The 22376-nt window shown below is 62.1% G+C and carries 22 protein-coding genes; 10 read left to right on the top strand and 12 right to left on the bottom strand.

Annotation, left to right across the window (positions count from 1 at the left end; translation table 11 throughout):
• Positions 1–342: 342 nt before the first annotated feature.
• Positions 343–2337, top strand: a complete 1995-nt coding sequence (locus ACSYS9_RS18435) for a relaxase/mobilization nuclease and DUF3363 domain-containing protein (RefSeq protein ID WP_034018426.1) — start codon at positions 343–345, stop codon at positions 2335–2337.
• Positions 2338–2412: 75 nt separating this feature from the next.
• Here the strand turns inward: ACSYS9_RS18435 and ACSYS9_RS18430 are convergent, their stop codons facing one another.
• From ACSYS9_RS18430 to ACSYS9_RS18390, 9 genes are all read right to left on the bottom strand, one after another.
• Positions 2413–3018: an ABC-type transport auxiliary lipoprotein family protein gene (locus ACSYS9_RS18430; protein ID WP_223231737.1), complete on the bottom strand. Its 606-nt coding sequence runs from the start codon at positions 3016–3018 to the stop codon at positions 2413–2415.
• A 92-nt stretch (positions 3019–3110) separates the two neighbouring features.
• The gene (locus tag ACSYS9_RS18425; RefSeq protein WP_034018428.1) at positions 3111–4040 is read right to left on the bottom strand and encodes an MlaD family protein; all 930 of its coding nucleotides are present in this window, start codon (positions 4038–4040) and stop codon (positions 3111–3113) included.
• Positions 4041–4131: 91 nt separating this feature from the next.
• The gene (locus ACSYS9_RS18420; protein ID WP_220276609.1) at positions 4132–4956 is read right to left on the bottom strand and encodes an ATP-binding cassette domain-containing protein; all 825 of its coding nucleotides are present in this window, start codon (positions 4954–4956) and stop codon (positions 4132–4134) included.
• A complete protein-coding gene (locus ACSYS9_RS18415) occupies positions 4950–6107 on the bottom strand; it encodes an MlaE family ABC transporter permease (RefSeq protein ID WP_016487831.1) in 1158 nt (385 codons plus the stop codon). The genes ACSYS9_RS18420 and ACSYS9_RS18415 overlap by 7 nt, the downstream gene beginning before the upstream one ends.
• The gene (locus tag ACSYS9_RS18410; protein ID WP_016487830.1) at positions 6104–6724 is read right to left on the bottom strand and encodes a DUF3313 family protein; all 621 of its coding nucleotides are present in this window, start codon (positions 6722–6724) and stop codon (positions 6104–6106) included. Before ACSYS9_RS18410 ends, ACSYS9_RS18415 begins: the two co-directional genes overlap by 4 nt.
• Positions 6725–6739: 15 nt before the next feature.
• Positions 6740–7087, bottom strand: coding sequence for a DMT family transporter (locus ACSYS9_RS18405; protein WP_032665245.1), 348 nt, complete (start codon positions 7085–7087; stop codon positions 6740–6742).
• A gap of 80 nt (positions 7088–7167) precedes the next feature.
• A complete protein-coding gene (locus tag ACSYS9_RS18400) occupies positions 7168–10272 on the bottom strand; it encodes an efflux RND transporter permease subunit (RefSeq protein WP_034018429.1) in 3105 nt (1034 codons plus the stop codon).
• A 24-nt stretch (positions 10273–10296) separates the two neighbouring features.
• Entirely contained in the window at positions 10297–11328 is a 1032-nt protein-coding gene (locus ACSYS9_RS18395; protein WP_228022241.1) for an efflux RND transporter periplasmic adaptor subunit, read from the bottom strand.
• Positions 11329–11459: 131 nt separating this feature from the next.
• A complete protein-coding gene (locus ACSYS9_RS18390) occupies positions 11460–12101 on the bottom strand; it encodes a TetR/AcrR family transcriptional regulator (RefSeq protein WP_034018431.1) in 642 nt (213 codons plus the stop codon).
• A 101-nt stretch (positions 12102–12202) separates the two neighbouring features.
• Between ACSYS9_RS18390 and ACSYS9_RS18385 the strand changes: the two genes are divergently transcribed.
• From ACSYS9_RS18385 to ACSYS9_RS18370, 4 genes are all read left to right on the top strand, one after another.
• Positions 12203–13606 carry an efflux transporter outer membrane subunit gene (locus tag ACSYS9_RS18385; RefSeq protein ID WP_016487825.1) on the top strand — a complete coding sequence of 468 codons (1404 nt, stop codon included), beginning with the start codon at positions 12203–12205 and terminating at the stop codon, positions 13604–13606.
• 89 nt (positions 13607–13695) lie between these two features.
• On the top strand, positions 13696–14601 hold the full coding sequence (locus ACSYS9_RS18380) for a LysR family transcriptional regulator (RefSeq protein ID WP_006378999.1): 906 nt from the start codon (positions 13696–13698) through the stop codon (positions 14599–14601).
• A 32-nt stretch (positions 14602–14633) separates the two neighbouring features.
• Entirely contained in the window at positions 14634–14897 is a 264-nt protein-coding gene (locus ACSYS9_RS18375; RefSeq protein ID WP_016487824.1) for an EexN family lipoprotein, read from the top strand.
• A gap of 58 nt (positions 14898–14955) precedes the next feature.
• Entirely contained in the window at positions 14956–15273 is a 318-nt protein-coding gene (locus tag ACSYS9_RS18370) for a DMT family transporter (protein WP_000539741.1), read from the top strand.
• Between the two features lie 335 nt (positions 15274–15608).
• On the opposite strand, the gene ACSYS9_RS18365 is transcribed toward ACSYS9_RS18370, so the two are convergent.
• The 3 genes from ACSYS9_RS18365 to ACSYS9_RS18355 all read right to left on the bottom strand — a co-directional run bounded on the left by ACSYS9_RS18365 (position 15609) and on the right by ACSYS9_RS18355 (position 17876).
• Complete coding sequence (locus ACSYS9_RS18365; protein WP_052157317.1) at positions 15609–16115, bottom strand: hypothetical protein; 507 nt, start codon at positions 16113–16115, stop codon at positions 15609–15611.
• A 44-nt stretch (positions 16116–16159) separates the two neighbouring features.
• On the bottom strand, positions 16160–16690 hold the full coding sequence (locus ACSYS9_RS18360; protein ID WP_034018433.1) for a polyketide cyclase: 531 nt from the start codon (positions 16688–16690) through the stop codon (positions 16160–16162).
• 280 nt (positions 16691–16970) lie between these two features.
• Complete coding sequence (locus ACSYS9_RS18355; protein WP_034018434.1) at positions 16971–17876, bottom strand: LysR family transcriptional regulator; 906 nt, start codon at positions 17874–17876, stop codon at positions 16971–16973.
• 306 nt (positions 17877–18182) lie between these two features.
• On the opposite strand from ACSYS9_RS18355, the gene ACSYS9_RS18350 reads away from it, so the two are divergent.
• From ACSYS9_RS18350 to ACSYS9_RS18330, 5 genes are all read left to right on the top strand, one after another.
• Complete coding sequence (locus ACSYS9_RS18350) at positions 18183–20180, top strand: conjugal transfer protein TraG (RefSeq protein WP_181853945.1); 1998 nt, start codon at positions 18183–18185, stop codon at positions 20178–20180.
• Positions 20177–20653 carry a CopG family transcriptional regulator gene (locus ACSYS9_RS18345; protein WP_068605611.1) on the top strand — a complete coding sequence of 159 codons (477 nt, stop codon included), beginning with the start codon at positions 20177–20179 and terminating at the stop codon, positions 20651–20653. The genes ACSYS9_RS18350 and ACSYS9_RS18345 overlap by 4 nt, the downstream gene beginning before the upstream one ends.
• 68 nt (positions 20654–20721) lie before the next feature.
• Positions 20722–21720 carry a P-type conjugative transfer ATPase TrbB gene (gene trbB, locus ACSYS9_RS18340; RefSeq protein ID WP_440569419.1) on the top strand — a complete coding sequence of 333 codons (999 nt, stop codon included), beginning with the start codon at positions 20722–20724 and terminating at the stop codon, positions 21718–21720.
• The gene (locus ACSYS9_RS18335) at positions 21717–22103 is read left to right on the top strand and encodes a TrbC/VirB2 family protein (RefSeq protein WP_068587371.1); all 387 of its coding nucleotides are present in this window, start codon (positions 21717–21719) and stop codon (positions 22101–22103) included. The genes trbB and ACSYS9_RS18335 overlap by 4 nt, the downstream gene beginning before the upstream one ends.
• Positions 22100–22369, top strand: coding sequence for a VirB3 family type IV secretion system protein (locus ACSYS9_RS18330; protein ID WP_068587373.1), 270 nt, complete (start codon positions 22100–22102; stop codon positions 22367–22369). Before ACSYS9_RS18335 ends, ACSYS9_RS18330 begins: the two co-directional genes overlap by 4 nt.
• Positions 22370–22376 lie beyond the last annotated feature (7 nt).

Here is a 22376-nt window from a genome sequence, read left to right as displayed (position 1 = left end):
GCCGCCTTCAGCGCAGCCGTCCAACGTGCAGACGTCTTGCTTCGAACGCGCCTGGCCTGCGGCTCCAGGCTTGTCCACCTGCGCGTTCGCCGGCGGGTTGGCTGCGGGTGCAGCAGCGCCGCCGGGCCGACGATGCCCGGAGCGGGAGCGAAGGGCAACGGCGGAAGGCAAGACAAAAGGACGCGGCACCGGGCCGCGTCGAAGGCCTGTCTGCACATGGGGGTGGCGCGGCACGGAGCGGCTTTGCCGCCGTGCCGCGTGGGGCGCGAGGCCCGCGCCAATGCAGGCATGTCCGCGTGCTTCGCACGCCCGGAGACGCCGGAGCTTGCCAGGGGCGCTGCCATGACCGACCGCCGCGACGACGATTTCCGGGTGCGCCCTGGCGCGCCGAAGAACCGAGGCAAAGGCCAGGGCCGGAGCTTCGTTTCCAAGGTGCTCAAGCGGGCTGGCAAAGCCAGCGGCGGCAAGTCGGCGGTGCGCCGTCCTGTCGCTGGCGGGAGCGGCCAGCACGCGGGCCAGCGGCCCGGCTCACGGCTTGGGCGCGGCCATACGGCAGCGCGCTTCGCAGGTGCAAAGCTGACACCCATGTCACGGCGCGTGACCGTCAAGACGCTGCTGGTCAACCAGCGCAACGCCAGCCCGCAGTCGCTCGCCAAGCACCTGCGCTACATCGAGCGCGACGGTGCCGGCCGGGACGGCGAGCCGGGCCGTGCCTACGGGCCGCAGACCGACCATGCCGACCTCGATGCCTTCAAGAAACGCTGCCAGGACGACCGACACCATTTCCGTTTCATTGTTTCCCCGGAAGACGGAGCCGAGCTGCACGACCTGCGCACCTACACCCGGCACCTGATGAACCGCATGGAGGCCGACCTGGGAACGCGGCTGGATTGGGTGGCGGTCGATCACTGGAACACCGACAACCCGCACACGCACCTGATCGTGCGCGGACGCGACGATACCGGCAGAGACCTCGTCATCGCGGGCGACTACATCGCCCACGGCTTCCGCCATCGCGCCGCCGAGCTGGCGACGGAATGGCTGGGGCCGCGCACCGAACTGGAGATCCAGCAGACCTGGCAGCGCGAGGTGAAGCAAGAGCGGTGGACGAGCCTCGACCGCACGTTGCAGCGCGAGGTCGGCGAGGATGACCGGGTGCGGATCGAACGCTTCAACGAACCGACGTTGCAACGCCAGCGCCTGCTACTGATCGGCCGGCTGCAACGCTTGCAGCGGCTCGGCCTGGCCGACGAGGTGCAGCCCAGCACCTGGGCCATCCATGCCGACGCTGAGAAGACCCTGCGTGCCCTGGGCGAGCGTGGCGACATCATCCGCACCATGCAGCGCGCCATGAGCGGCCAGCCGCGCGAGCTGGCGATATTCGAGCCGGCCGACGACGGCCGTACCCTCGTCGGCCGCGTGGCCGCCAAGGGGCTGGCCGACGAGCTGCACGACCGCGGCTATCTGGTCATCGACGGCGTGGACGGCAAGGCCCACTACGTCGCTTTGAACGCCCGCGACGAACTGGCGAGCTACCCCACCGGCGCGGTGGTGGAGGTGCGTGGTTCCGCCGAGGTACGGGCGGCGGACAAGAACATCGCCGCACTGGCGAGCGATGGCCTGTACCGTACCGATCATCACCTGGCGATCGAGCAAGGCCGAGCCAAGCCCGGCCGCGACCCGCAGGAAGTCGTCGCGGCCCACGTCCGACGGCTGGAAGCCCTGCGCCGGGCCGGCATCGTGGAGCGCGTGGCGGAAGGGCTATGGAAAGTGCCGGACGACCTATCCGAGCGTGGGCGCCAGTACGATGCGCAGCGACTGGGCGGCGTGGCCGTGGACCTGAAATCTCACCTGCCGATCGAGCGGCAGGCCCGCGTGATCGGCGCCACCTGGCTCGACCAGCAACTGATCGGCGGCGGCCGGGGATTGGGCGACCTGGGCTTTGGTGGCGATGCCAAGCAAGCCTTGCAGCAGCGCGCCGACTTCCTCGAAGAACAGGGGCTGGCCCAGCGGCGTGGGCAGCGGGTGATTCTCTCCCGGAATCTGCTGGAAACGCTGCGCAATCGGGAGCTGGCGCAGGCCGCCCAGCACATTGCCGCCGATAGTGGGTTGGAGCATCGGCACGTCACAGACGGGCAGCGCGTAGCCGGCATCTACCGGCGCTCGGTCATTCTCGCCAGCGGTCGCTATGCGCTGCTCGATGACGGCATGGGGTTCAGTCTGGTGCCTTGGCGGCCGATAATCGAGCCACGACTGGGGCAGCAGATCGCCGCGACTGTACGCGGCGGCGGTGTGTCATGGGAGGTTGGACGGCAACGAGGTCCTGGGATTGGATAGGGGCCGTAGGCTGTCGTACCGAGTTAAGGTGTCGAGCAGCGTTCTGGCCCTAGCTTCTGTGCTCCGTTAAGGCGACTAGTCTGTGCTTATCGCCGACGCTGTGGGTGCATGGTTGCTTGCCGATTCCGGTGCAACTCGCAAACGCGCTGCCCCGACCTGAACTGCCCATTCAACGATCTGCCCGGCCAACACGTCTGTCGCGACACCGAACGCGCTCACCACATCTGCCTCTCGCTTGCTGCCTGTAGCTTGGATTGCTTCGAAGCGTCTACTGGCAATAGCAGTCCGTTTGGCCGGATCGACCAGTTGCACATCGAGCCGAACCCGAACCGCGGCGATCGCTTCAGTGCCGCGGTATTCGAGCTGGAACGCCCGTAGCGTACTGCGCAACTCCATATCGGCGCTCATTGGCGTGCTATCGGTAATCACCGAAGTCGACCGGCCATCGCGCATGAAGGCTTCGACGATTCGGTCGCGTAGCAGCACCGGTGCGGGGTCGGCCCAACGCACTCCTTGCCAAGCCGACAAGCGACCATCGGGCTGCGCAATGAAAAGCCGCTCCGAATCCAGGACGCGACTACTCTCAGGGGCGTAGACGCGCAGCGCCCCAGGTCCAGGAACGGCGCGTGGCGTACTCTCCGCCTGGGCGATGTGATAGTCGGGCAGTTTGTAGGTGACCATTGGAGCTGTTTTGGGAAGCACACTGCACGCGGACAAGCCGAGTACTAGCGTCATAGTCGCGGCAGCGACGGGAATCATCCTGGCGGAAGTGTTCACGGCTTGGTTTCCTCAATGTTCTCTCCACCGAGCAGGTATTGCGCCGGATTGCGATCCAGTCGGCGCAGCACGGTGTTTAGATTGGCCAGCGCCTGCTGGAGTTCGTGCATGGCAGGGCCTGTGGCGGCCATGCCTTGGTTCAGCGATTCCTGATTGTTTTGCAGTAGCGTCTCAACCCTGAAAGCGGCGCGTTCGAGGGATGCCGTTGCATCACGCGTGTTCACCATGATTTGCTTACCATCGTTATTTAGTAGCAGGTTGGCATCGCGAAGAGTGCTATTTGCTTGGCGCACGGCAGCTGTCGATTCTCTGCTTGCTTCGGTCAGATTGCTGATTAACGTCGCGATCTCGGCCCTCTGGTCAGCGACCGCGCCCGTAGTCTGTTCGAGATTCACTAGACTGCGGTGCACAAGAGCCAAATTCTCCTTCGACAGTAACTCCTGCGTGCGCAGCAAGATGCCGTTGAGTGTCGTCATGCTGTTACCCTCGCCGGAGACCAGGGATGCCATCGCCGAACGTGGCGCGAGGATCAACGGTTCCTCGTCCTCTTTCCGATCCAGCAATGGCACGTTTGGCCCGCCGTCGCTCAACTCGATCACCGCGTTGCCGGTAATTCCCGTGATGACCAATTCAGCGCGGGTATCCTGCCGGACCGGGATGGTGGCATTGATACGCACGCGCGCTATCGCCCGCCTTGGGTCACGCGGCGAAAGAGAAAGTGCAACGACTTCGCCAATCGTGATTCCGCTGTACTGAACCTGGCTGCCGGGCGTAAGCCCGGTCACTGGCTCATCGAACATGATCCGGTAATACTGGTAATCGTGGTCGGAACGTGTGTCGCTGAGCCAGAGCGCGAAGCCGATACCAATCGCACCGAGCAGCACGACGAACAGACCAATGAATACATGATGGGCACGTGGCTCCATGATCAGACCACCTCGTTTTCAGAGTGTAAATATTGCGTGCGCCCAGCCCAATGCGTGCGCGACGGAAGAATGATGCAGATGCGGAAGGGTTTCATGGCTGCGTCTCTTGGCTGGAAGCACCAGTGGCCTGTGCGGCCGCACGGCCACGGGGGCCGTGAAAGTATTCCTGTATCCACGGGTGCTTGAATCGCTCGACTGCCTCGATGCCGTCGTTGATGAGTACCTTCTGGTTCGCCAGGACCGCGACACGGTCGCATATGGTGTACAGCGTATCGAGGTCGTGGGTTACCAGAAACACCGTGAGACCCAGTGCATTGCGCAGGGTCAGAATCAATTGGTCGAAAGATGCAGCCCCGATTGGATCCAGTCCTGCGGTGGGTTCGTCAAGAAACAGGATGTTCGCATCAAGCGCCAAGGCTCTCGCCAGTGCTGCTCGTTTCACCATGCCTCCGGACAACGAGGCCGGATATTTGTCTCCCGCTCCGGCAGGCAACCCCACCAAGCCCAGCTTGCTTCTTGCCAAACGCTCGGCAAGAGGCCGCGCCAGACCGACATGCTCGATTAAAGGAAGAGCGACGTTCTCCAAGACGGTCAGCGATGAATACAACGCGCCCTTCTGGAACAGAATGCCGAACCTTCGCTCCATACGCGCGCGTGCAAGCCATTGGGCTCGCAGTAGGTCGCGCCCCCCGATACGGACCACGCCCGAATGCGGCTTCTGCAGCCCGACGATGCTACGCAAGAGCACGGATTTCCCGGTGCCTGATCCTCCCACCACGCCAAGGATTTCCCCGCGTCGCACGTCCAGGTCCAGGTCCTGATGGACCTGCTGGGTTCCAAACCTGTTGTCTAGGCCGCGCACTTCAATAGCGTGTCGCACACCGTTGTCGGTGTCTTGCTTCACCGCGCTCACCAGCCCATCTCCATGAAGAACAGTGCAGCGATGGCATCGATCAGGATCACCATGAAGATTGATTGCACAACACTAGAAGTCGTGTGGTCGCCTACCGACTCAGCGCTACCGGCGACCTTGAACCCTTCATGGCAGCCGATAGCGGCGATCATCACCGCGAAGAGCGGGGACTTGCTCATTCCGACAAGAAAATGGCGCACCTCGATTTTTTCCTGCACGATGGCAAGGAACTGTGCAGGAGGAATCTCCAAGCTCAGTGCGCATACAGTGGCGCCGCCCACAATGCCAGCCAAGATGCCTACTAATGTGAGCAGTGGCAAGGACACAAGAAGCGCCAGCACGCGTGGCAGCACCAGCAACTCGATGGGGTCGAGCGCGTTGGAGCGAAGCGCATCGATCTCTTCATTTGCCTTCATCGAACCGATTTGGGCGGTATACGCGCTTGCGGTACGGCCTGCAATCAATATGGCCGGGAGCAGCACTCCGAACTCGCGCATGAACGAGAAGGCGACCAGATGCACCGAGAAGATGCTCGCACCGAAGTTGGCCAGCACCGTTGCGCCCAGGAACGCCACCACCATTCCTACCATGAAGCTCAGTAGCGCCACGATGGGAATGGCGTCCACCGCTGACCGCTGGATTTGAGCGATCACCGAGGTCGTGCGCCAGCGACGCGGGTGACGAACGGTACGGCTCCATGTTTCGATGATCTGACCCACGAACCCGGCCAGACCAAGACACGCACGACAGCCCTGTTCCACGGTCAGGCCTATGCGTCCCAGACCGCGGAGCAGAGGATTCCCGCTCACCGCTGCTTTGTCCGTCTTCTGCTGAGCGGTAGCAGCGGCGGCAAGCGCTTTCATTAGGGCGAGGCGATCCGGGGACAGATTTGGAGCTGCCTCCGGCCGGTCGAGTATCGAGTCTGGCCCGAGAATTTCCACCAGCAGAGCCGCGCCGGCGGTGTCCAGTCTCTGGACTTGCGTCCAGTCGAGCAAGGGAGTGGCGTACCCCTCGGCATGGCTGATGCGGGCGGCGGACACGGATTTTGCCAGACTGGCGTAGTGCTCTATCGTCCAGTCGCCACCCGCCAGCCATTTGTGATCACCGCCGACCATGGCATCCTGCCGGAGCCAAGCCTGTGAAGCGTTGCTCATGGCTGCGTGTCCCGCCAAGCGCTGTCGATGCGCTCGATGCAGTTCGTGATCGCCGCTTTGGCATGACCCAGCAATGTGTACGAACCGGCGAACTCTTTAATGACGTTGCCGCGCTCGAAGCAACTGGCGGCAGCAACGCGTCGTCCCGTACTTACATCGACTGCTTCGAACTCTAGGCTGGCACCGCCCGTCGTCACGGGTCCAACCAGCAGGGTCGTCATTGCATTGACTGCCCGATTCGGTGTCTGCAGTTCGGTGACCGCTACACGCACCCGAACCTGTCCCGTGCCACCTGGGGTGGCGGGACTTTTGCCTTCCTGGCGTTTCAGTTCGCTCGTCACATGGTCTAGCACTTCACGCTGCTGCGCGTCATCGAGCCCATCGATGCGACCCGAGGCGGTCTTGATCTGCGCATCTTCCACCACGACAGCGGCATAACGCTTGGGCTCGAATCCCGCTGCGCGGTACATCAGTACGTTCTCGTATCGTGTCGGCGATAACTTCTCGTAGTCGCCGAGAAATCCGGAGCGCGTCATGCTGTTGGTCGCGCATCCAGAGAGCGCGGCTGCTACGCAAAAAAAAATGCCGCCGCGGATCAATGCAGTTTTGCTCTTCATAATGGGTCTCCTTGATCAAACGAAACTAAGACAGGCAATGCCTGCTGCGATGAGGGCGGTGCCAGACCAGCGCGTCACTGATGCGAGATCGCCTAGCAAGAGGGCGCCGATACCCAAGTTTCCAAGTAGCCCGATTCCTGCCCAGGCTGCAGAGGCCGCGCTGATCGGAATCCGCTTGAGCGCGAGCCACAAAAGTGCGCCGCTGGCCGCCATGCACGTCACTGCCACACAGAGGCCGACCCAGCGCGTCGGACCGCCCGCCGTGATGGCCCGCAGGCCCAATGGATAGCCCGCTCCTAGAACCCCTGCGGCAATGACAATCGACCAGGATTTCCAGATCAGCGGATGGATGCTGAATCGCATAAGCCTAGCGAGACATACGGATGAAGCGTGGGTACATACGAATTCTGAGAATGCGCAGCACGAGGCGGTCCGCAAGAGACTCATGAGCGATCTCCATGCGCGGTGGCGGCACTCAGGCTCCACGGCCCAATTCGCTTGATTCCAAACAGGACTTCGTAAAGCAACGGAATCAAGCCCAACGTCACCAGCGTTCCGAGCGCCAGCCCACCGATCATCGCGATCGCCATCCCTTTCCATAACGGTCCGGAGAAGAGCATGAGTGGCACCAGTCCCGAAATGCAGGTGACCTTGGTCATCACGATTGGACGAAGTCGTTGTATCGCGGCCCCAACCAAGGCTTCATGGCGCGGCAGGCCTTCCGCTAAGCCCTGGTCGATGCGTTCCAGCAACAGCACGGCGTTGTTGACAATGATCCCGAACAAGGCCAGTACGCCGAAGGTCGCCATGAAGCTGAAAGGTGTGCCGGTTAGCTTCAGAGCCAATACCACGCCGATAAGCGTGAAAGGGATCGTCGCGAGGATCACACCGAGCTTGCGGAAGGAATTGAACTGCCATACGAACAGCATCAGCATCGCCAGAAATGCGAGGGGCATGTAGGTCGACAGCGCGGCGTTCGATTCGGCAGCTTCCTCGATCTCGCCGCCAAGTTCGACCGAGTAGCCCGCGGGCAGGTCCAAGGCAGCGACGCTAGGCACCAGGCGGTTGACGATCTCCTGGGCGGTGTAGGAGGTGTTCTGTCCTTGCACGGTGATCGTGCGGATGAGATTACGCCGTTGGATGACCGATGGCTCGCTCGCGAGCGATACGTCTGCGACCTGGGCCAGCGTCACCGCCGGACCGCCGTTGCTGGGATAGATGAGCGTCGCGCCTACGTCTGCCGTGCTGCGACGCTCGCTTACGATGCTGCGCAGGACGATCGGAACGGAGGTGTCACCGTCGCGAATCACCGAGATCGATCGGCCGCTGTAGCGGACATCCAGCCCGCCAGCGATGTCTTCAGTCGTTACGCCCGCCCGACGCGCGCGGTCCTGGTCAACCTTTACGTCGATGCGGCCAATGCGCGTATCCCAATCGTTCTTGACGTTGATGGTTCCGGGCAGCTTGCGCAGTGCTGCTTCGATTTTGGACGCAGCCTCCAACAATACCTCCTCATCCGGACCGCTGACACGATAGATGGCGGTCCCTGATTCGGTCGCACCGAGCGAGAAGCGCTTGGGCTCGGCGCGCACGTCGCCATGTGCGTGCGCAAAGTAGCTGCGGGTTCGGGCGAGGACAGCGTCGATGTCGCTCTTCGGCTTCAGTGTGACAACGAAGTACGCGATGTTCGATGCCGGCAGCGGTGGATTCAGGCTAAGGATGAAGCGAGGTCCACCATCGGCGACGTAGCCGATGTGATCGGAGACTTCTGGATTGATGTTCGTGTCGCCCAGCCAACTACTGATCTGCTTCACGCGTGCGAGCGTTTCGCGCGAATCCGTACCTGGGGCGAGCTGCACCGGAATCTGGAACTGAAGCCGGTCGGACTTGGGCATGAAATCGTAAGGCAGGGTGGTGAAGCCATACAGCGCAATGGCAAGCGCCGCGATCATCGACGCTACATAGACCGCCTTATGGTGGAGAACCCACTCCAGTACGCGCCGGTAGCCACGGTAGAAGCGGGTGTCATAGGCGTCGCCATGCTCCTGCTTGTGGTGGGGTTTGGCGAAGTGGTAGCACAACAGGGGCGTGACAGTCAGGCACAGCAGCCACGATGCGAACAACGTCAGTGCCAGCACGACCACGAGATTGTGCAGATACTCGCTCGTGGCGTTCTGGCCAAAAAAGAACGGCGAGAACACGATCACGATCACGAGCGAGGACGTGAGCAGCGGAATGGCGAGCGTGCGGCCGGCCTCGAGGCAGGCATGCTTACGATCTTCGCCACCGGCTAGGCGGCGTTCGATGTCTTCGGCAATCACAATGCCGTTGTCCACCAACAAGCCGAGCGCAATGATGATGGCGCCCATCGAGACGTTCTGAAGCTCGATGTTCATCGCGCGCATGACGATGAGTGCACTGAGGATCGTCAACGGCACGATCATGCCCACGATGATCCCGGTTCGCCAACCGAGGAAGAGCACGACGACACCGAGGACGACGATGATCGTCTCCATCATGACGTGGTTCATTTTGCCCATCTCGTGCTTGACGACATCGGCCTGGAAAGTGACGTATGACAGATCGAAACCCGCCGGCAGCAGCTTCTCCTGGTCTGCAACCCGTGCTTTGAGCGCTTTTCCGAACTGCTCCACGTTTTGACCAGAGGCCATCGAAACCGCCATGACGACCGCGGGCTGGCCTTTGTAGATGGCGGCAGACTCCGGCGGATCGGCTGGCCGCACACTCACCTGCGCCAGTTCACCCAATGCGATCGTCGGCATGGGCGCCGTACTACTTTGCGGTCGCGGCAGCGCGATCGGCATTGCTCGCAGGGAGGGAGCGTCACTCACTTCGCCACTGACCGCCAAGGTTGCATTGATGCCGCCGACGACAATTTGTCCACCCGAAGCGACGACGTTCTGTTTGACGAGTTGGTCGATCACCCCCTGTGGTGTCAGCTCCAATCGCGCAAGCCTAGGCCGATCGAACTCGAGATAGACGCGCTCTTCCTGCAGGCCGTAGAAAGTGATGCGCTCAATACCAGGCACGGTGTACAGGCGGTCGCGCATCTGCTTGAGCGCGACGCGCATCTCGCTCATGGAGTAACCTGGTGCAGTGACCGCAATCGAGGCAACCGCGACGCGGCCGAAGTCTTCGTCGACGAAAGGCCCCATCGTGCCCTGTGGTAAGGCATCCTTCGAATCGGCGACCTTGGCCCGGACGCGCTGCCAGATCGGTGCCAAGTCGGTGTAGCGGTCCCAGATCGTGACCTGGATCATGGCGCTGCCTGCGCGCACGGTGCTCGTCACGCGCTTGACCTCTGCCAGTTCGCGCAAGCGCTCCTCGATCGGCCGGGCAATGAGTTGCTCAACGCGTTCGGCGGGCAGCCCCGGGTTCAACGCCGTGACCATCGCATCGCGGACCGTGACAGTCGGCTCCTCCTGAGAAGGAAAATTCAGGAAGGTCGCGATGCCGGCGACGAAAATGATAAGCGCTACAAAGTAGGTAAGTCGACTGGCGCGCAGCGCCATCTCGGTGATCTTCATGATGAAGTAACCTGGTGGATCGCGTTAGCGCTTGGTCAATTGAGTGGTGGCTTCCAGTGGTGTCACTGGCTGTCCATCGGTGAGCCATCCGCCTCCGGCGGCAACCACCGTCTCGCCGGGCTTAAGTCCAGCGAGGACGCGCGCGCTGTCTCCTTCCTGTGCCGGCGTGAAGCGCACCGCGCGACGGTGCACCTTCTTATCTGCAGGGGTGTAGACGAAGACGGAAGCCTCACCCGGCTTCGTGCCGAGCACCAGCGAGGCATAAGGGACGGATACAGTCTCGGGCCGAGAGGTCTTGGAGGTCGCCGCAGGTGCGTCGAGCACGACCTGTACGGGAATACCTGGCCGAAGTGCGCGCGCTTGCGCGTTATCTTCAGGCACTAGCACCACGGGTAGGAGCGAGCCATTTTCGGCGCGCAGACCGACACGACGTACCACCGCTCGGATTGGTTGTTCGGCTCCGCTCCAGAACAGTTCTGCGCGTTGGCCGACATCTATGTGAGGTGCCTGTGTAGTAGACGCGTTCGCGATGATCTCAGTGCCACTGCGCACACCGTCGACCTGAAATACCGGCGCACCAGCAGCAATGTCGGTGAACGCCAAAGCCAGCTTTTCCGCCACGACACCATCGAAAGGAGCGACGATTATCGTGCCACGTTGTGCTCGTTCGGCCAGGCCAAGCGCTGCCTTGGCAGTGCGCGCTTGGCCCTCTGCGACCGCTAGCTGCGCCTTGGCGCTCTCGAACGCAGCAGGGGAGATGACTTCGCTTTCGAGCAACCGGCGCTGTTGATCTGTCTGTACACGTCGATCCATCAGGCCGGCTTCGGCGGCCGCCAGGGATGCTTGCGCTTGCGTCACGCGAAGCCGGTCAGGTTCCGCATCAAGTTCTGCCATGACTTGACCGCGGGCGAACCGTTCACCCACGTCGACGTTCAACTTGGCGATCCGTCCTCCTGTTTCAAATCCTAGGATGCTGCGCTCGGTTGCTCGCGCCGAGCCAGTCAATTCGATGCGGGAGCTATGCGGAAGATCCGACTGCGCGGCGGCGAGCTTCACTGCACGCGGAGGCTCGGATACGGTGGATTGCGAGTTTCCGCACCCTGAGACCAGGGTCGAAATGAATAGTGTGCAAGCAACCGTCAAGGAGCGCAGTGCGCACGCGGTCATGAAAGCTCTACGGACGCGACTCATGGGTGTCCTTTCGCAGGGATCAGTTCGAGATGGCCCGAGGCGAGATCCTGGAGCGCCCGAAAGAAATGCCGCCGCTCTGCGGGTGCGAGTATCGGCAGACCCAGGAGATCGGCGAACAGGGCGCCATCCAATGCCAGCATGATGAGTGCCGCGGTCTCGGTGCCACGCGGGGATCGACGCACGCGTTCGTACTGCACGCGATACCACTCGCGCAGTGGGTCGAGAAGTGTTGGATCTTCCGCAGCTGCCGCGAGCAGCGCTGCGCCCATCTTCTGCATCTCGTCGTCGGGTATCGCTTCCACCTGGCTCGACAGCCAGGGGTCCGGGTCTCCGGCAAACCTGCGCTCGTGATTGGCTTGTACCGCGTCGAACGCCCGGATCATCTCGTCGATCAGTGTCACGAACAAATCGCGTTTGGTCTTGAAATGATAGAGAAACGCCCCTTTGCTCAACCCGGCCCGCACGACGACGGCGTCCAGCGTCAGACGACTGGCGCCTTCCTCCAGCACCAGTTCGCGAGCGGCCTGCAGGATGCGCTCGCGAGTTAGCTGGGCTCCTTGCTGGAGAACGGGCTGCGCATCGGTGCTGCTATGGGCGGTGGACGGGGGGTGCAACTTTGTTTTCGCGCGAGGCGGCATGGTCGTGCTCCAAAAAAAGCTTGAGTCATATACAGTCCAGACGGTATAGTAGAAGGCGTAAAACAGTCCGTCAAGACTTTTTCGGAATGCAAGGACCTGCCATGTCTCAAATTCTTGAACGCTATCGCCTCATGGCCATGATTTCGCCGCTAATGCTTCTTGCGGCTTGCAGCCATGCTCCGCACTCTGCCGATCCGCCTCGCCTGGATGTACCGGCCCATTTCTCAAATGAAGAGGGAGGTGAAGGCATCCTGGACAAATCATCCCGCCGTACTCTTCCCGTCGACTGGTGGACGGCCTACGGCGATCCACAGCTCAATGTCCTAGTCCGGGCGGCGCTGGAGCGCAACACCGAACTGTCGATTGCGCGCGCGCGCGTCGACGAGGCCTCGGCCGCCACGCGGCGAGCACGGGCCTCCCTGCTCCCCTCGTTGTCCGCGGGCACGCAGGCAACTCGAGGACGCGACTATTCAGAGAACGTTGCGATCGGCAATGATGGCCGCGCCACGTTGTCTGCATCGTGGGAGGCAGACCTGTCGGGGCGGCTTTCGCAGGCAGCAGAAGGTGCGCGCCTGGATGCGGTGGCAGCCGAACAAGCGTGGGTTGCCACGCGTTGGCAGGTCGCGTTTGAAACAGTGTCGGCGGCTGTGCAGCAGCGCCAAGCCAGTGAACTCGAAGCGCTCGCCACGGCGCGGCTGGCATCCGCCGAGCGACTTGTCTTGCTGACACAACGGAAGTTCGAGGCCGGACAAGCTACCGGCTTCGACATCGAGCGAACCCGCTCCGGCGTCGTCGCACTGCGTGTGGAGCAAGAGCAACTTCGGCGTGCGCGCGGCGAGGCGACGCATGCACTTGATGTACTAGCGGGACAAACGCCCGGAGCGTCTGCAGCTTCTCCGACTCTTGCTTCACTCGCCGCCCCCAATTGGACACCGACACGCATACCTGCGGACCTGCTGAGTGAGCGGCCCGACGTGCGCGCCGCCGAAGCGAAGTTCGCAGCCGAAACCGCGCGCTGGAACGCAGCCGAAGGCGAACGCTTCCCTAAGCTGGTGTTGGACCTGAGCGGCGGACGGCAGCGCGTTGAGAGTGCGGGGACGCGCATTACCGGCAACATTTTTTCACTTGGGGCCGGGGTTTCGTTGCCGATCTTCGATGGTGGCGCGATCCGTGCCGGCATCGAGACCGGAGAGGCGCGCAGCCGAGCTGCGCGCGCGGAGTTCGAGCGCACTTTGTTGAGTGCATTGCAGGACGTAGAGAACGCATACCTCGGTTGGCATACGCAGCACGCCGCACTGGAGCATCAGACCGAGGGGGTCGCAGTCGCGGAGCGTCAGCTCGATCGCAGCCGCCGTCTGTTTGAGGCGGGACAAGTGGACGCCACGGTGGTGGCCGAGGCTGAGGCGGGGGTGATGTCAGCGCAGGCTTCGCTGATCCGCACGCGGGCCGAGACAGCCGTGCAATGGGGTGTGCTGGCAAAAGCACTATCCGGCCCACCTGTTTGATCGGGGAAGCTTGCTGGAGCAGCTTGCGAAGGCTAGATAGCGTGGCGCAAGGCGAAGGTGGTGAGGCCTAAGTGAGGAGGAATGCGAACATGGAAATTCGGCATCTGCGCTACTTTCTAGCGGTGGCAGAGGAACTGCACTTTGCCCGAGCCGCAGAGCGCCTCCACATCGAGACATCGCCGCTGTCGCGCGCCATCAAAGAGCTTGAAGAGGAGTTGGGCGTAGCGCTATTTGCGAGAACCACTCGGAGCACCCGCTTGACTCGTGCAGGCAGACTCTTCTTTGAGAGCGTACCCCGTGTCTTCGCAGCTTTGCAGCAGGCGCGCGACAGTGTGAACGCCGCAGCCAATGGCTTTCATTGCCAGCTCCGTATTGCATTGTCTGATGGAATCACGCCATCGCGCCTGCCTGCGTTGTTGGCGCTCTGCCGGCAGGAAGAGCCGGAAGTGGAAGTTCGCTTCTTCGAAGTGCCTTTGTCACAGCAAATCAAGGGATTGTGTGGCGAACTGTACGATCTCGGCTTCGCTCAATCGGATGAAGTCGGCGAAGGCATCATCGCCGTGCCGGTGTGGAGTGACCCTCTGATGGTAGCTGTGCCCGCACGGCACCCCTTGCTATCCCACAAACAGATTCCCCTGGAAGAGCTGTTGCGGTATCCGCTGGTGCTCTGCGACGCGGTGGCGTGTGAGGGCCATGCTCGGCAAGTTGAACGGGTGCTACGTCGCGTGGACATTGAGCCTCTAATTGCCGAACGCGTGACTTCCAGCGATCTAATGATGGTCCTGGTTTCGGCGGGACTTGCACTAGGCCTCACAGGAGGTGCGCATATTACTGCCAGCAGGGAACAGGGTGTGGTCGCACGGCCGCTGACTGGAGGTTCGCCCATGCTCACGACCTATCTGCTACGACCGGCCAGCGAGCCGTCAGAAATACTGACTCGCTTCATGGAACGCGTTCATTCGATCAAATCTCCAGACGCCAAAAGTCGGCGGTAAACCATCACACAATCTCCCAAGGAAACTTAACCATGAAGAAGATTGCTCTCATATTGCTTTCCTCGACACTGGCAGCCTGCAGCCCATCCGGGAAACCAGATAAAGGCAACCTTCCGACGGTCGATGAATTAGCGCTCAATCCTGAGCGGCTGAAAAAGTTGCGCCAGCAATGCAAGTTGGATCGTCCTATGCTGGGCGACCAACTATGTAACCGGGTTGCCGAGGCTACCCGAAAGCGCTTTTACGAAGATGGCGATGTGCCCTACACCACACCTAAAGAGCCGCCGAAGTTCTAAGCTGGTGGTCACGCTGGAGTATGTATGCCGGATATGAAAAACTTGAAGGAGAATTGCAATGGGCTGGATCTATCTTGTTTTGGCTGGATTGTTTGAAATCGGATGGCCGGTCGGGCTGAAAATGGCGCAAGAGCCAACATCGCGTTGGAGTGGGGTCGCAGTAGCCGTCTCTTTCATGACAATTAGCGGCGCCTTCCTATGGCTTGCTCAGCGTCAGATACCGATTGGGACTGCTTATGCGGTGTGGACGGGTATCGGAGCGGCGGGAACGTTCTTAGTCGGAATTCATTTCTATGGCGACCCAACCTCCCTGATGCGATACCTTGGCGTGGCGCTGATCATCCTGGGCGTTATCACGCTCAAGTTATCGAGTTGAGTACTAGCTCCTTTGATAGCGTAGTCACTGGGACACCCTGCGACACAGACTGGATCGGGTTCTGGGAACTCGCACGGTCACCTCCTCCTAGTCGTTATATGTGGTGAGCTTGCCGCAGCCTCGGGAGAGTTCGAGCCAGTGCGCGTAAGGCGGTGGAGCAGCCATTCCGGGTGCTCCACCTTCAGCTCCTGCAAAGGTGGAGAAAGAGTGTGGGTTGGCTAGCATGGCGCGGCCAAGAATCACCAAACCCATCTACCTGCCAGCGATCACGTGCTCGGCCATTCGCGGATGGTCGATGCCCCAACTCACTGCCACAGGTAGCCCAGTCTCGCGGCTCATGCGTTTGGCAAAGGGGCTGACGCGACGGCCGGCAACCAGCGGCTGGCCATTCGCTTCCTTGACATTAACCAGTCCGGCTCGGCCGTGGCAGACCGCCGCGACCACCCTGCCGTCAGCCCAAGCGCCCGACAGCAGATTGACGAGCGCCCCGCTCCGGGTAAGTCCCACATGGTGCCATGGCCGCCGGGCAGGAACATCACCGCACCCCCTTCCGGGGCGATGCTGTCGATCTTCAGCGAGCCTTCGAGCTTGTCCATCGACACCTTGTCATCGAGGAAGCATTCCACGCTCGGCGGGTTCATGCCTTCGCTCGCTATGGAATGAGGATCCACCGGAATCTCGCCGCCGGCGATTGACGCAATATCCACATTGGCACCTGCATCGACCAAGGCGTAGTACGGGGTGGACTGTTCCTCGAACCACACGCCGGTCAGGCGCGGGTCGTCGCCCATCGTTGCCTGCGAAGTCAAAACCAGCAGAATCTCGAGGGGAGTTCCCATCATGGTTTTCTCAGTTCAGACGCTTGGGATCAAGCGGCCAGCGACCATTACGCCTGCTTGGCTTTGCGCGCTGTCTCGACCAAGCTGTCGAGCCAGTCCTGATGGCCGTTGATCATCGGGTTGGGTTTGGCGTTGTGCAGCTCCTCGGCCGGCTTGCCCTTCTGCGTTTCCTGCGTGAGGATGCGCACGCGCCCGCCGTCCAGGTTCTCGACCAGCCAGGCGTGATGCACATCCAGGCGCGTATCTGTGCCTTCCTCGCCGGACCAGCCGTGCCAGGCCACGCGGCCGGGTTGCCCATCCGCAGGTGCCACGTACTCGTTGCACTGCCCCTCTACCGGGAAGCCGAAGGTCTCGAAATAAAATCGATCGCCGTCGGCCAGTACCGGGCCTTTGCCGCCATGAAAGCGCACGTTAGCCGAGTTGGCGTAGTAGCTTGACCACAGCGATGGTGTGACGAGTAGCGGCCATACGTCGGCCGCGCTCAAGCCGGCGGCGATGATCTCATTAGAGGCGAAATTCTCAGTAAAGCCCGGCGTGTAGCCTTCGGGCCAGAGGATGGCGTTCTGTTGCTTGCTCATATCGAAGCTCCTTCACAAAATGTCAATGACGCAACAGGGGTGGCTGCGTCATTCAAGTGGTCATAGAGCAATCATGATCCTCCCTGTGAAATAAGTGAAATACTAATTTTTTATTTTTGAAATCATATAATTTGATATCAGCGTCTAGGTTCTGCCATCCGCCGACAAGGCTATCTCGCAGCGGTGCTACGAAAGGGTCCGTCTCCAATTGAGCCGGCTGATTGCATATTTGTAGTGCGAGGCAGAGTTGTGCTGAGCATGACGATGAGAGCCATCTTGCCTACTTGTTGTTAGCACAGGAAGTGAACAGCAGTGCTCGTATCCAGCGATGTGCTGGATCGTGATGGGTGCGTTCGTGCCAAGCAGCCGTCTTGGTGAACCCCGGTATCTTCACCGGCGGCAGGGAGATAGCCAGCTTGTCCATACCGGCGACCAAGCGGCTCGGCAAGATCGCAACCATGTCACTGGCACGCAGGATGTCTGGCAAGATCAGAAAGCTCTTGACCGACAGTGTGACGCTTCGTTGTTTGCCCAACTGTTCTAGCGCATCGTCGGTGACGCCGCGGAAACCTCCACCATCGTAGGAAACAAGCGCATGGTCGAGAGCACAGAACTGCTTAACTGTCAGCTTGCGCCCCATAGCCGCTGGATGGTCTTCCCGCAGGACACACACGTAGTGCTCCTTGAATAGCTCTCGGGCATGCAGATTTGGCGGAGTGATCTCTGGCGTCAGGAGGGCTAGATCGATCTGACCGCGCTCAAGCTGGTTCTGTAGCAGTCCGCTCTCGACTGGCACTAATGAGACTCGAACGCGCGGTGCGTGCTGTTTGAGTGCCGATAGAAATGGGACAGCAATGGCACGCAGCGCATAGTCCGTCGCGGCGATGGAGAAGGTCAGTTGTGCGGTGGCTGGGTCGAAAGAAGGTGGCTGGAGCAGCGCGTCGATTTCCGCTAGCACCTGTTTGACAGATATCCCTATGTCTAGCGCCCGCTGCGTCGGAACGATGCCCCGCTGCGCACGCGCGAACAGCGGGTCGCCGAAGCTTTCACGCAGCCGCGCAAGCATGCCGCTCAAGGCCGGTTGGGTTAGTCCAAGACGTGCTGCCGCCCGTGTCACGTTGCGTTCGTCCAACAATACGTCCAGCGCCTTGAGTAAGTTGAGATCCATGCTCTTCATATCTTTCATTCTTATCAAGATTTCAATAAATAATTCTTTTCCATGATATCTAGATTCTGCTCATGAGGGGAGCAAGACCCAGCGAGAATTTTTTTCTGGGCAACCTCTTGGAAACTCCAAATGCGCCATAGGGTGCTGTAGTTTGCGGCGTTTGTCTTCGACTCGCCCCGCCGCTCATTCTTTCTTTTCCCTCGACCGTTGTGCTCAAAACGGTCTTTGACGGGCACCCACCCGGCACCGATCCTCGCTCTATGCGGCACGTTCCTGTGCCGCTTTTGAACGAGGAATCAGTGCAGGGAAATCGGAGGCCAGTCAATGCAAGCTCAGGGCGTACTGTTCGGGCAGATCGCCGCCGTATTCGGCATCGTGATCGCCGGCGTGTGGGGTGCAACGCAATGGACAGCCGCCGCCCTGGGCTATCAACTACGCCTTGGCTCGCCATGGTTCGACTTCTTTGGAACCCCGGTCTATCACCCTTGGCGGCTGTTCGAGTGGTGGTTCTTCTTTGATGCCTACGCGCCGCACGTCTTCGATATCGGCGGGGCCATCGCGGGTGGAAGTGGTCTGGTGGCCGTGGTGGTCGCCATCGCCATGTCGGTGTGGCGCTCGCGGCAAGCGCGCCTTGTCACCACCTACGGTTCGGCACGCTGGGCCGATGCGGAAGACATACGCAAAGCTGGGCTGATCCAGCCCGACGGGGTTTTCCTCGGGCTGCATCGCGGCCAGTACCTCCGCCATGAAGGCCCGGAACACGTCCTGACCTTCGCACCAACGCGCTCGGGCAAGGGTGTGGGCCTGGTCGTTCCCACCTTGTTGAGTTGGCCCGCATCCGTCGTCGTTCACGACATCAAAGGCGAGAACTGGACGCTCACCGCAGGCTGGCGTTCGCGGTTTAGCCACTGCCTCCTGTTCAACCCCACGGATGCGCAGTCGGCAGCCTACAACCCGCTGCTGGAAGTGAGGCGCGGCGCGCACGAAGTGCGCGACGTGCAGAACGTGGCCGACATTCTTGTCGATCCCGATGGCGCACTCGAACGCCGGAACCATTGGGAAAAGACCAGTCACGCGCTGCTGGTTGGCGCCATCCTGCATGTACTGTACGCAGGCGAGGACAAGACGCTGCGCGGTGTCGCCAACTTCCTCAGCGACCCGGCGTGTCCGTTCGAGCTGACGCTGCACCGGATGATGACGACGAAGCACCTGGGCGATGCGCCTCACCCGGTTGTCGCATCCGCTGCCCGCGAAGTGCTCAACAAGTCGGACAACGAGCGATCGGGCGTGCTCTCCACCGCCATGTCGTTTCTCGGCCTGTACCGCGACCCGACCGCGGCCGAAGTCACATCGCGCTGCGATTGGCGCATCGCCGACCTGATTTCCGCCGAGCACCCGGTATCGCTCTATCTGGTGGTGCCGCCCTCCGACATAAGCCGCACCAAACCGCTGATCCGGCTCATCTTGAACCAGATCGGGCGGCGGCTGACCGAATCGCTCGACGGCAGCGATGGCATCGCGCGCCGGCACAAGCTGCTGCTGATGCTGGACGAGTTTCCGGCGCTGGGTCGCCTAGATTTTTTCGAGTCCGCGCTTGCCTTCATGGCCGGCTACGGCATCCGCAGCTTTCTCATCGCTCAGAGCCTGAACCAGATCGACAAGGCATATGGGCAGAACCATTCCATCCTCGACAACTGCCATGTCCGGGTGACTTTCGCCACGAACGACGAAAGGACGGCGAAAAGGATTTCAGAAACCCTCGGCACCGCCACCGAGCTTCGCGCGCAGCGCAACTACGCCGGCCACCGGCTCGCTCCGTGGCTGGGGCACCTGATGGTGTCGCGTCAGGAAACTGCACGTCCGCTGCTGACGCCCGGCGAGGTGATGCAGCTTCCACCTGATGACGCAGTGGTCATGGTGTCCAGCGTTGCCCCGATCCGCGCGAAGAAGCTGCGCTACTACGCCGACGCCAATTTCAAGAATCGCGTCCTGCCACCGCCCGCGCTCGTAGCCGGGAGGTACACCGACGCGCCGCCAGCCCGCCCCGACGACTGGAGTGGCTTGGCGATCCCGGCCGTACCTGCGGCGCCGGCCTCGGCATCCGCCGATGGCCTGGGCGGCACCGACGACGGCGGCCCGCGCCGCCAGCCCGAACTCTCCGAAACCGTCGCCTACGACCCTGAGCCGGACGCACATGCGAACGACTTGGCGCTGCTCGATGACGACGACCTGGCGCTGCCGCTTCCCGGCCAGCTCGACCCGGCCATGCAGCGCACGGCCCGGCTGGCTTCCCTCGACCCCAACGACGGAATCGACCTATGAGCCAATACCGCCTCAATCTTTTCATCCAGCCCGAGCACGCCCAGCGCCTGGACGAACTGGCCGCCAAGAAAGGCGTGTCCAAGTCGTCCATCGTCGCAGCGGCCTTGGCGTCCTGGCTGTCGCCCGATGCTGGCGACCAGCGCGAGGCCGCCATTGCCAAGCGGTTGGATCGACTGTCGCGGCAGACCGAACGCCTGGAGCGCGACCAAAACATCCAGATCGAAACGCTCGCGCTGTTCATCCGCTACTTCCTGACCGTCAGCACGCCGGTGCCCGAAGCCCATCAGGATGCGGCACGCGCCCAGGGCAAGGTGCGCTTCGAGCAGTTCGTCGAGCAGTTGGGCCGCCACCTTCTGCGCGGCCGCAGTCTGGTGCGCGACGTGGTGGAGGAACTGCACCCCGATCCGATGCGGATGGATGACGCAGCAGTGATGGCGTCCGCCCATGAACGAACTGCGGAGCGTGCATCATGAGTGCCGTTCCACAGATCCCGCCCGAACCTCGCTCATCCGCAGCAGCGTCCCAGGATCGCCGCATCCAGATGCTGCGCACGGCAATGGGGCCGCTGATCGCCGCTGCGCTCGAAGACCCGGATGTGGTGGAAATCATGCTCAACCCCGATCGCACCCTGTGGGTGGATCGGTTGTCGTCGGGTCGCTCGCCGCTGGGCGTGGAGCTGCCCGAGGCCGATGGTGAACGCATCATCCGCCTGGTCGCCGCGCATGTCGGTGCGGAGGTGCATCGCGGCCAGCCGCTCTTGACCGCCGAGTTGCCGGAGACCGGCGAGCGTTTCGAGGGCATCCTGCCTCCGGCCGCCCCGGGGCCAGCCTTCGCGCTGCGCAAGCGGGCCGTGAGCATCATCGGCCTGGATCGCTACGTGGCCGACGGCATCCTGACCGCCGGGCAGGCCGAGTTCCTGCGCCGCGCCGTGCGCGAGCGGCAGAACATCCTGATCGCTGGCGGCACCAGCACCGGCAAGACCACGCTGGCGAACGCGCTGCTGGCCGAGATCGCCGCCACAGGCGACCGCGTGCTGGTGCTCGAAGACACCATCGAGCTGCAATGCGCGGCCCGCGACCATGTGCCGCTGCGCACCCGCGCCGGCGTCGTCACCATGACCGAGCTGGTGCGAGCCACGATGCGTCTGCGGCCTGACCGCGTGATCGTCGGTGAGGTGCGCGGCGGCGAAGCCCTCGACCTCATCAAAGTGTGGGGCACCGGCCACCCCGGCGGCATTGCAACCATCCATGCCGGCTCCGCGCTGGGCGCCTTGCTGCGCCTCGAACAGCTGATTCTCGAAGTCGCTGTGAATCCGCCGCGGGCGCTGATCGCCGAGGCGGTCAACGTCGTCATCCACATCGCCGGACGCGGCCGCAAGCGCCACGTCGAAACCATAGCCCGTGTCGTCGGCTTCGACGACACGGGCTATCGCCTGGCGGACGCACTGGAAACGCCGTTTCCGGAGCTGACGCCGGTTCCTCTCGCAGCTGACGCCGCTGCACATCCCCGCCCCCCCAACCGACTTGGAGAACTGCCATGACGCATGTTGATTCTTTCCGCTTTTCCGTAAATCCGCCTCCTCGCCTGTCCGGCCTGGCGCCGCTGTGCAGCCTCACCCGCCCTGCGGGTCATGGACTGCTGCTGGCCGCGCTGCTGCTGTTGCTGGCCGGGACGGCGCAGGCCGCCGGTTCCTCGATGCCGTGGGAGGGGCCCTTGCAGTCGATTCTGGAGTCGATCCAGGGGCCGGTGGCACGCATCGTCGCGGTCATCATCATCATCGCCACGGGACTGGCGCTGGCCTTCGGAGACACCAGCGGCGGCTTTCGCAAGCTGATCCAGATCGTGTTCGGGTTGAGCATCGCGTTCGCCGCTTCCTCATTCTTCCTGTCGTTCTTCTCGTTCTCCGGCGGGGCCGTCGTATGAGTGCGGCCAGCGACTTTCCAGGCTTCGAGGTGCCGCTGCATCGCTCGCTGACCGAGCCAATACTGCTGGGCGGCGCACCGCGCACCGTGGCAATCGCCAACGGCACGCTGGCCGCCGCCGTCGGCCTGGGCCTGCAACTGTGGATTCTCGGCGTGGTGCTCTGGATCGTAGGCCACTCGCTGGCCGTATGGGGTGCGCGCGTCGATCCGCAGTTTATGCAGGTCTTCGCGCGCCACATCAAGCACAAGCCGCTGCTGGACGTGTGAGGAGGAT

It is taken from the genome of Stenotrophomonas sp. STK17_22 (assembly GCF_051983905.1).
Classification (GTDB): domain Bacteria; phylum Pseudomonadota; class Gammaproteobacteria; order Xanthomonadales; family Xanthomonadaceae; genus Stenotrophomonas; species Stenotrophomonas maltophilia_A.
The sequence above is the reverse complement of the archived record's forward strand: the minus strand, read 5'-3'. Positions and strand labels throughout refer to the sequence as shown.

Excerpts from the sequence above, each read along its gene's own strand:
- ACSYS9_RS18400 (WP_034018429.1), bottom strand. The coding sequence starts at position 10,272 with ATGAAGATCACCGAGATGGCGCTGCGCGCCAGTCGACTTACCTACTTT.
- ACSYS9_RS18430 (WP_223231737.1), bottom strand. The coding sequence starts at position 3,018 with ATGGTCACCTACAAACTGCCCGACTATCACATCGCCCAGGCGGAGAGT.
- ACSYS9_RS18410 (WP_016487830.1), bottom strand. The coding sequence starts at position 6,724 with ATGAAGAGCAAAACTGCATTGATCCGCGGCGGCATTTTTTTTTGCGTA.
- ACSYS9_RS18385 (WP_016487825.1), top strand. The coding sequence starts at position 12,203 with ATGTCTCAAATTCTTGAACGCTATCGCCTCATGGCCATGATTTCGCCG.
- ACSYS9_RS18390 (WP_034018431.1), bottom strand. The coding sequence starts at position 12,101 with ATGCCGCCTCGCGCGAAAACAAAGTTGCACCCCCCGTCCACCGCCCAT.
- ACSYS9_RS18330 (WP_068587373.1), top strand. The coding sequence starts at position 22,100 with ATGAGTGCGGCCAGCGACTTTCCAGGCTTCGAGGTGCCGCTGCATCGC.
- ACSYS9_RS18435 (WP_034018426.1), top strand. The coding sequence starts at position 343 with ATGACCGACCGCCGCGACGACGATTTCCGGGTGCGCCCTGGCGCGCCG.
- trbB (WP_440569419.1), top strand. The coding sequence starts at position 20,722 with ATGCTGCGCACGGCAATGGGGCCGCTGATCGCCGCTGCGCTCGAAGAC.
- ACSYS9_RS18380 (WP_006378999.1), top strand. The coding sequence starts at position 13,696 with ATGGAAATTCGGCATCTGCGCTACTTTCTAGCGGTGGCAGAGGAACTG.
- ACSYS9_RS18370 (WP_000539741.1), top strand. The coding sequence starts at position 14,956 with ATGGGCTGGATCTATCTTGTTTTGGCTGGATTGTTTGAAATCGGATGG.
- ACSYS9_RS18350 (WP_181853945.1), top strand. The coding sequence starts at position 18,183 with ATGCAAGCTCAGGGCGTACTGTTCGGGCAGATCGCCGCCGTATTCGGC.
- ACSYS9_RS18355 (WP_034018434.1), bottom strand. The coding sequence starts at position 17,876 with ATGAAAGATATGAAGAGCATGGATCTCAACTTACTCAAGGCGCTGGAC.
- ACSYS9_RS18365 (WP_052157317.1), bottom strand. The coding sequence starts at position 16,115 with ATGATGGGAACTCCCCTCGAGATTCTGCTGGTTTTGACTTCGCAGGCA.
- ACSYS9_RS18405 (WP_032665245.1), bottom strand. The coding sequence starts at position 7,087 with ATGCGATTCAGCATCCATCCGCTGATCTGGAAATCCTGGTCGATTGTC.
- ACSYS9_RS18425 (WP_034018428.1), bottom strand. The coding sequence starts at position 4,040 with ATGGAGCCACGTGCCCATCATGTATTCATTGGTCTGTTCGTCGTGCTG.
- ACSYS9_RS18375 (WP_016487824.1), top strand. The coding sequence starts at position 14,634 with ATGAAGAAGATTGCTCTCATATTGCTTTCCTCGACACTGGCAGCCTGC.
- ACSYS9_RS18415 (WP_016487831.1), bottom strand. The coding sequence starts at position 6,107 with ATGAGCAACGCTTCACAGGCTTGGCTCCGGCAGGATGCCATGGTCGGC.
- ACSYS9_RS18335 (WP_068587371.1), top strand. The coding sequence starts at position 21,717 with ATGACGCATGTTGATTCTTTCCGCTTTTCCGTAAATCCGCCTCCTCGC.
- ACSYS9_RS18360 (WP_034018433.1), bottom strand. The coding sequence starts at position 16,690 with ATGAGCAAGCAACAGAACGCCATCCTCTGGCCCGAAGGCTACACGCCG.
- ACSYS9_RS18345 (WP_068605611.1), top strand. The coding sequence starts at position 20,177 with ATGAGCCAATACCGCCTCAATCTTTTCATCCAGCCCGAGCACGCCCAG.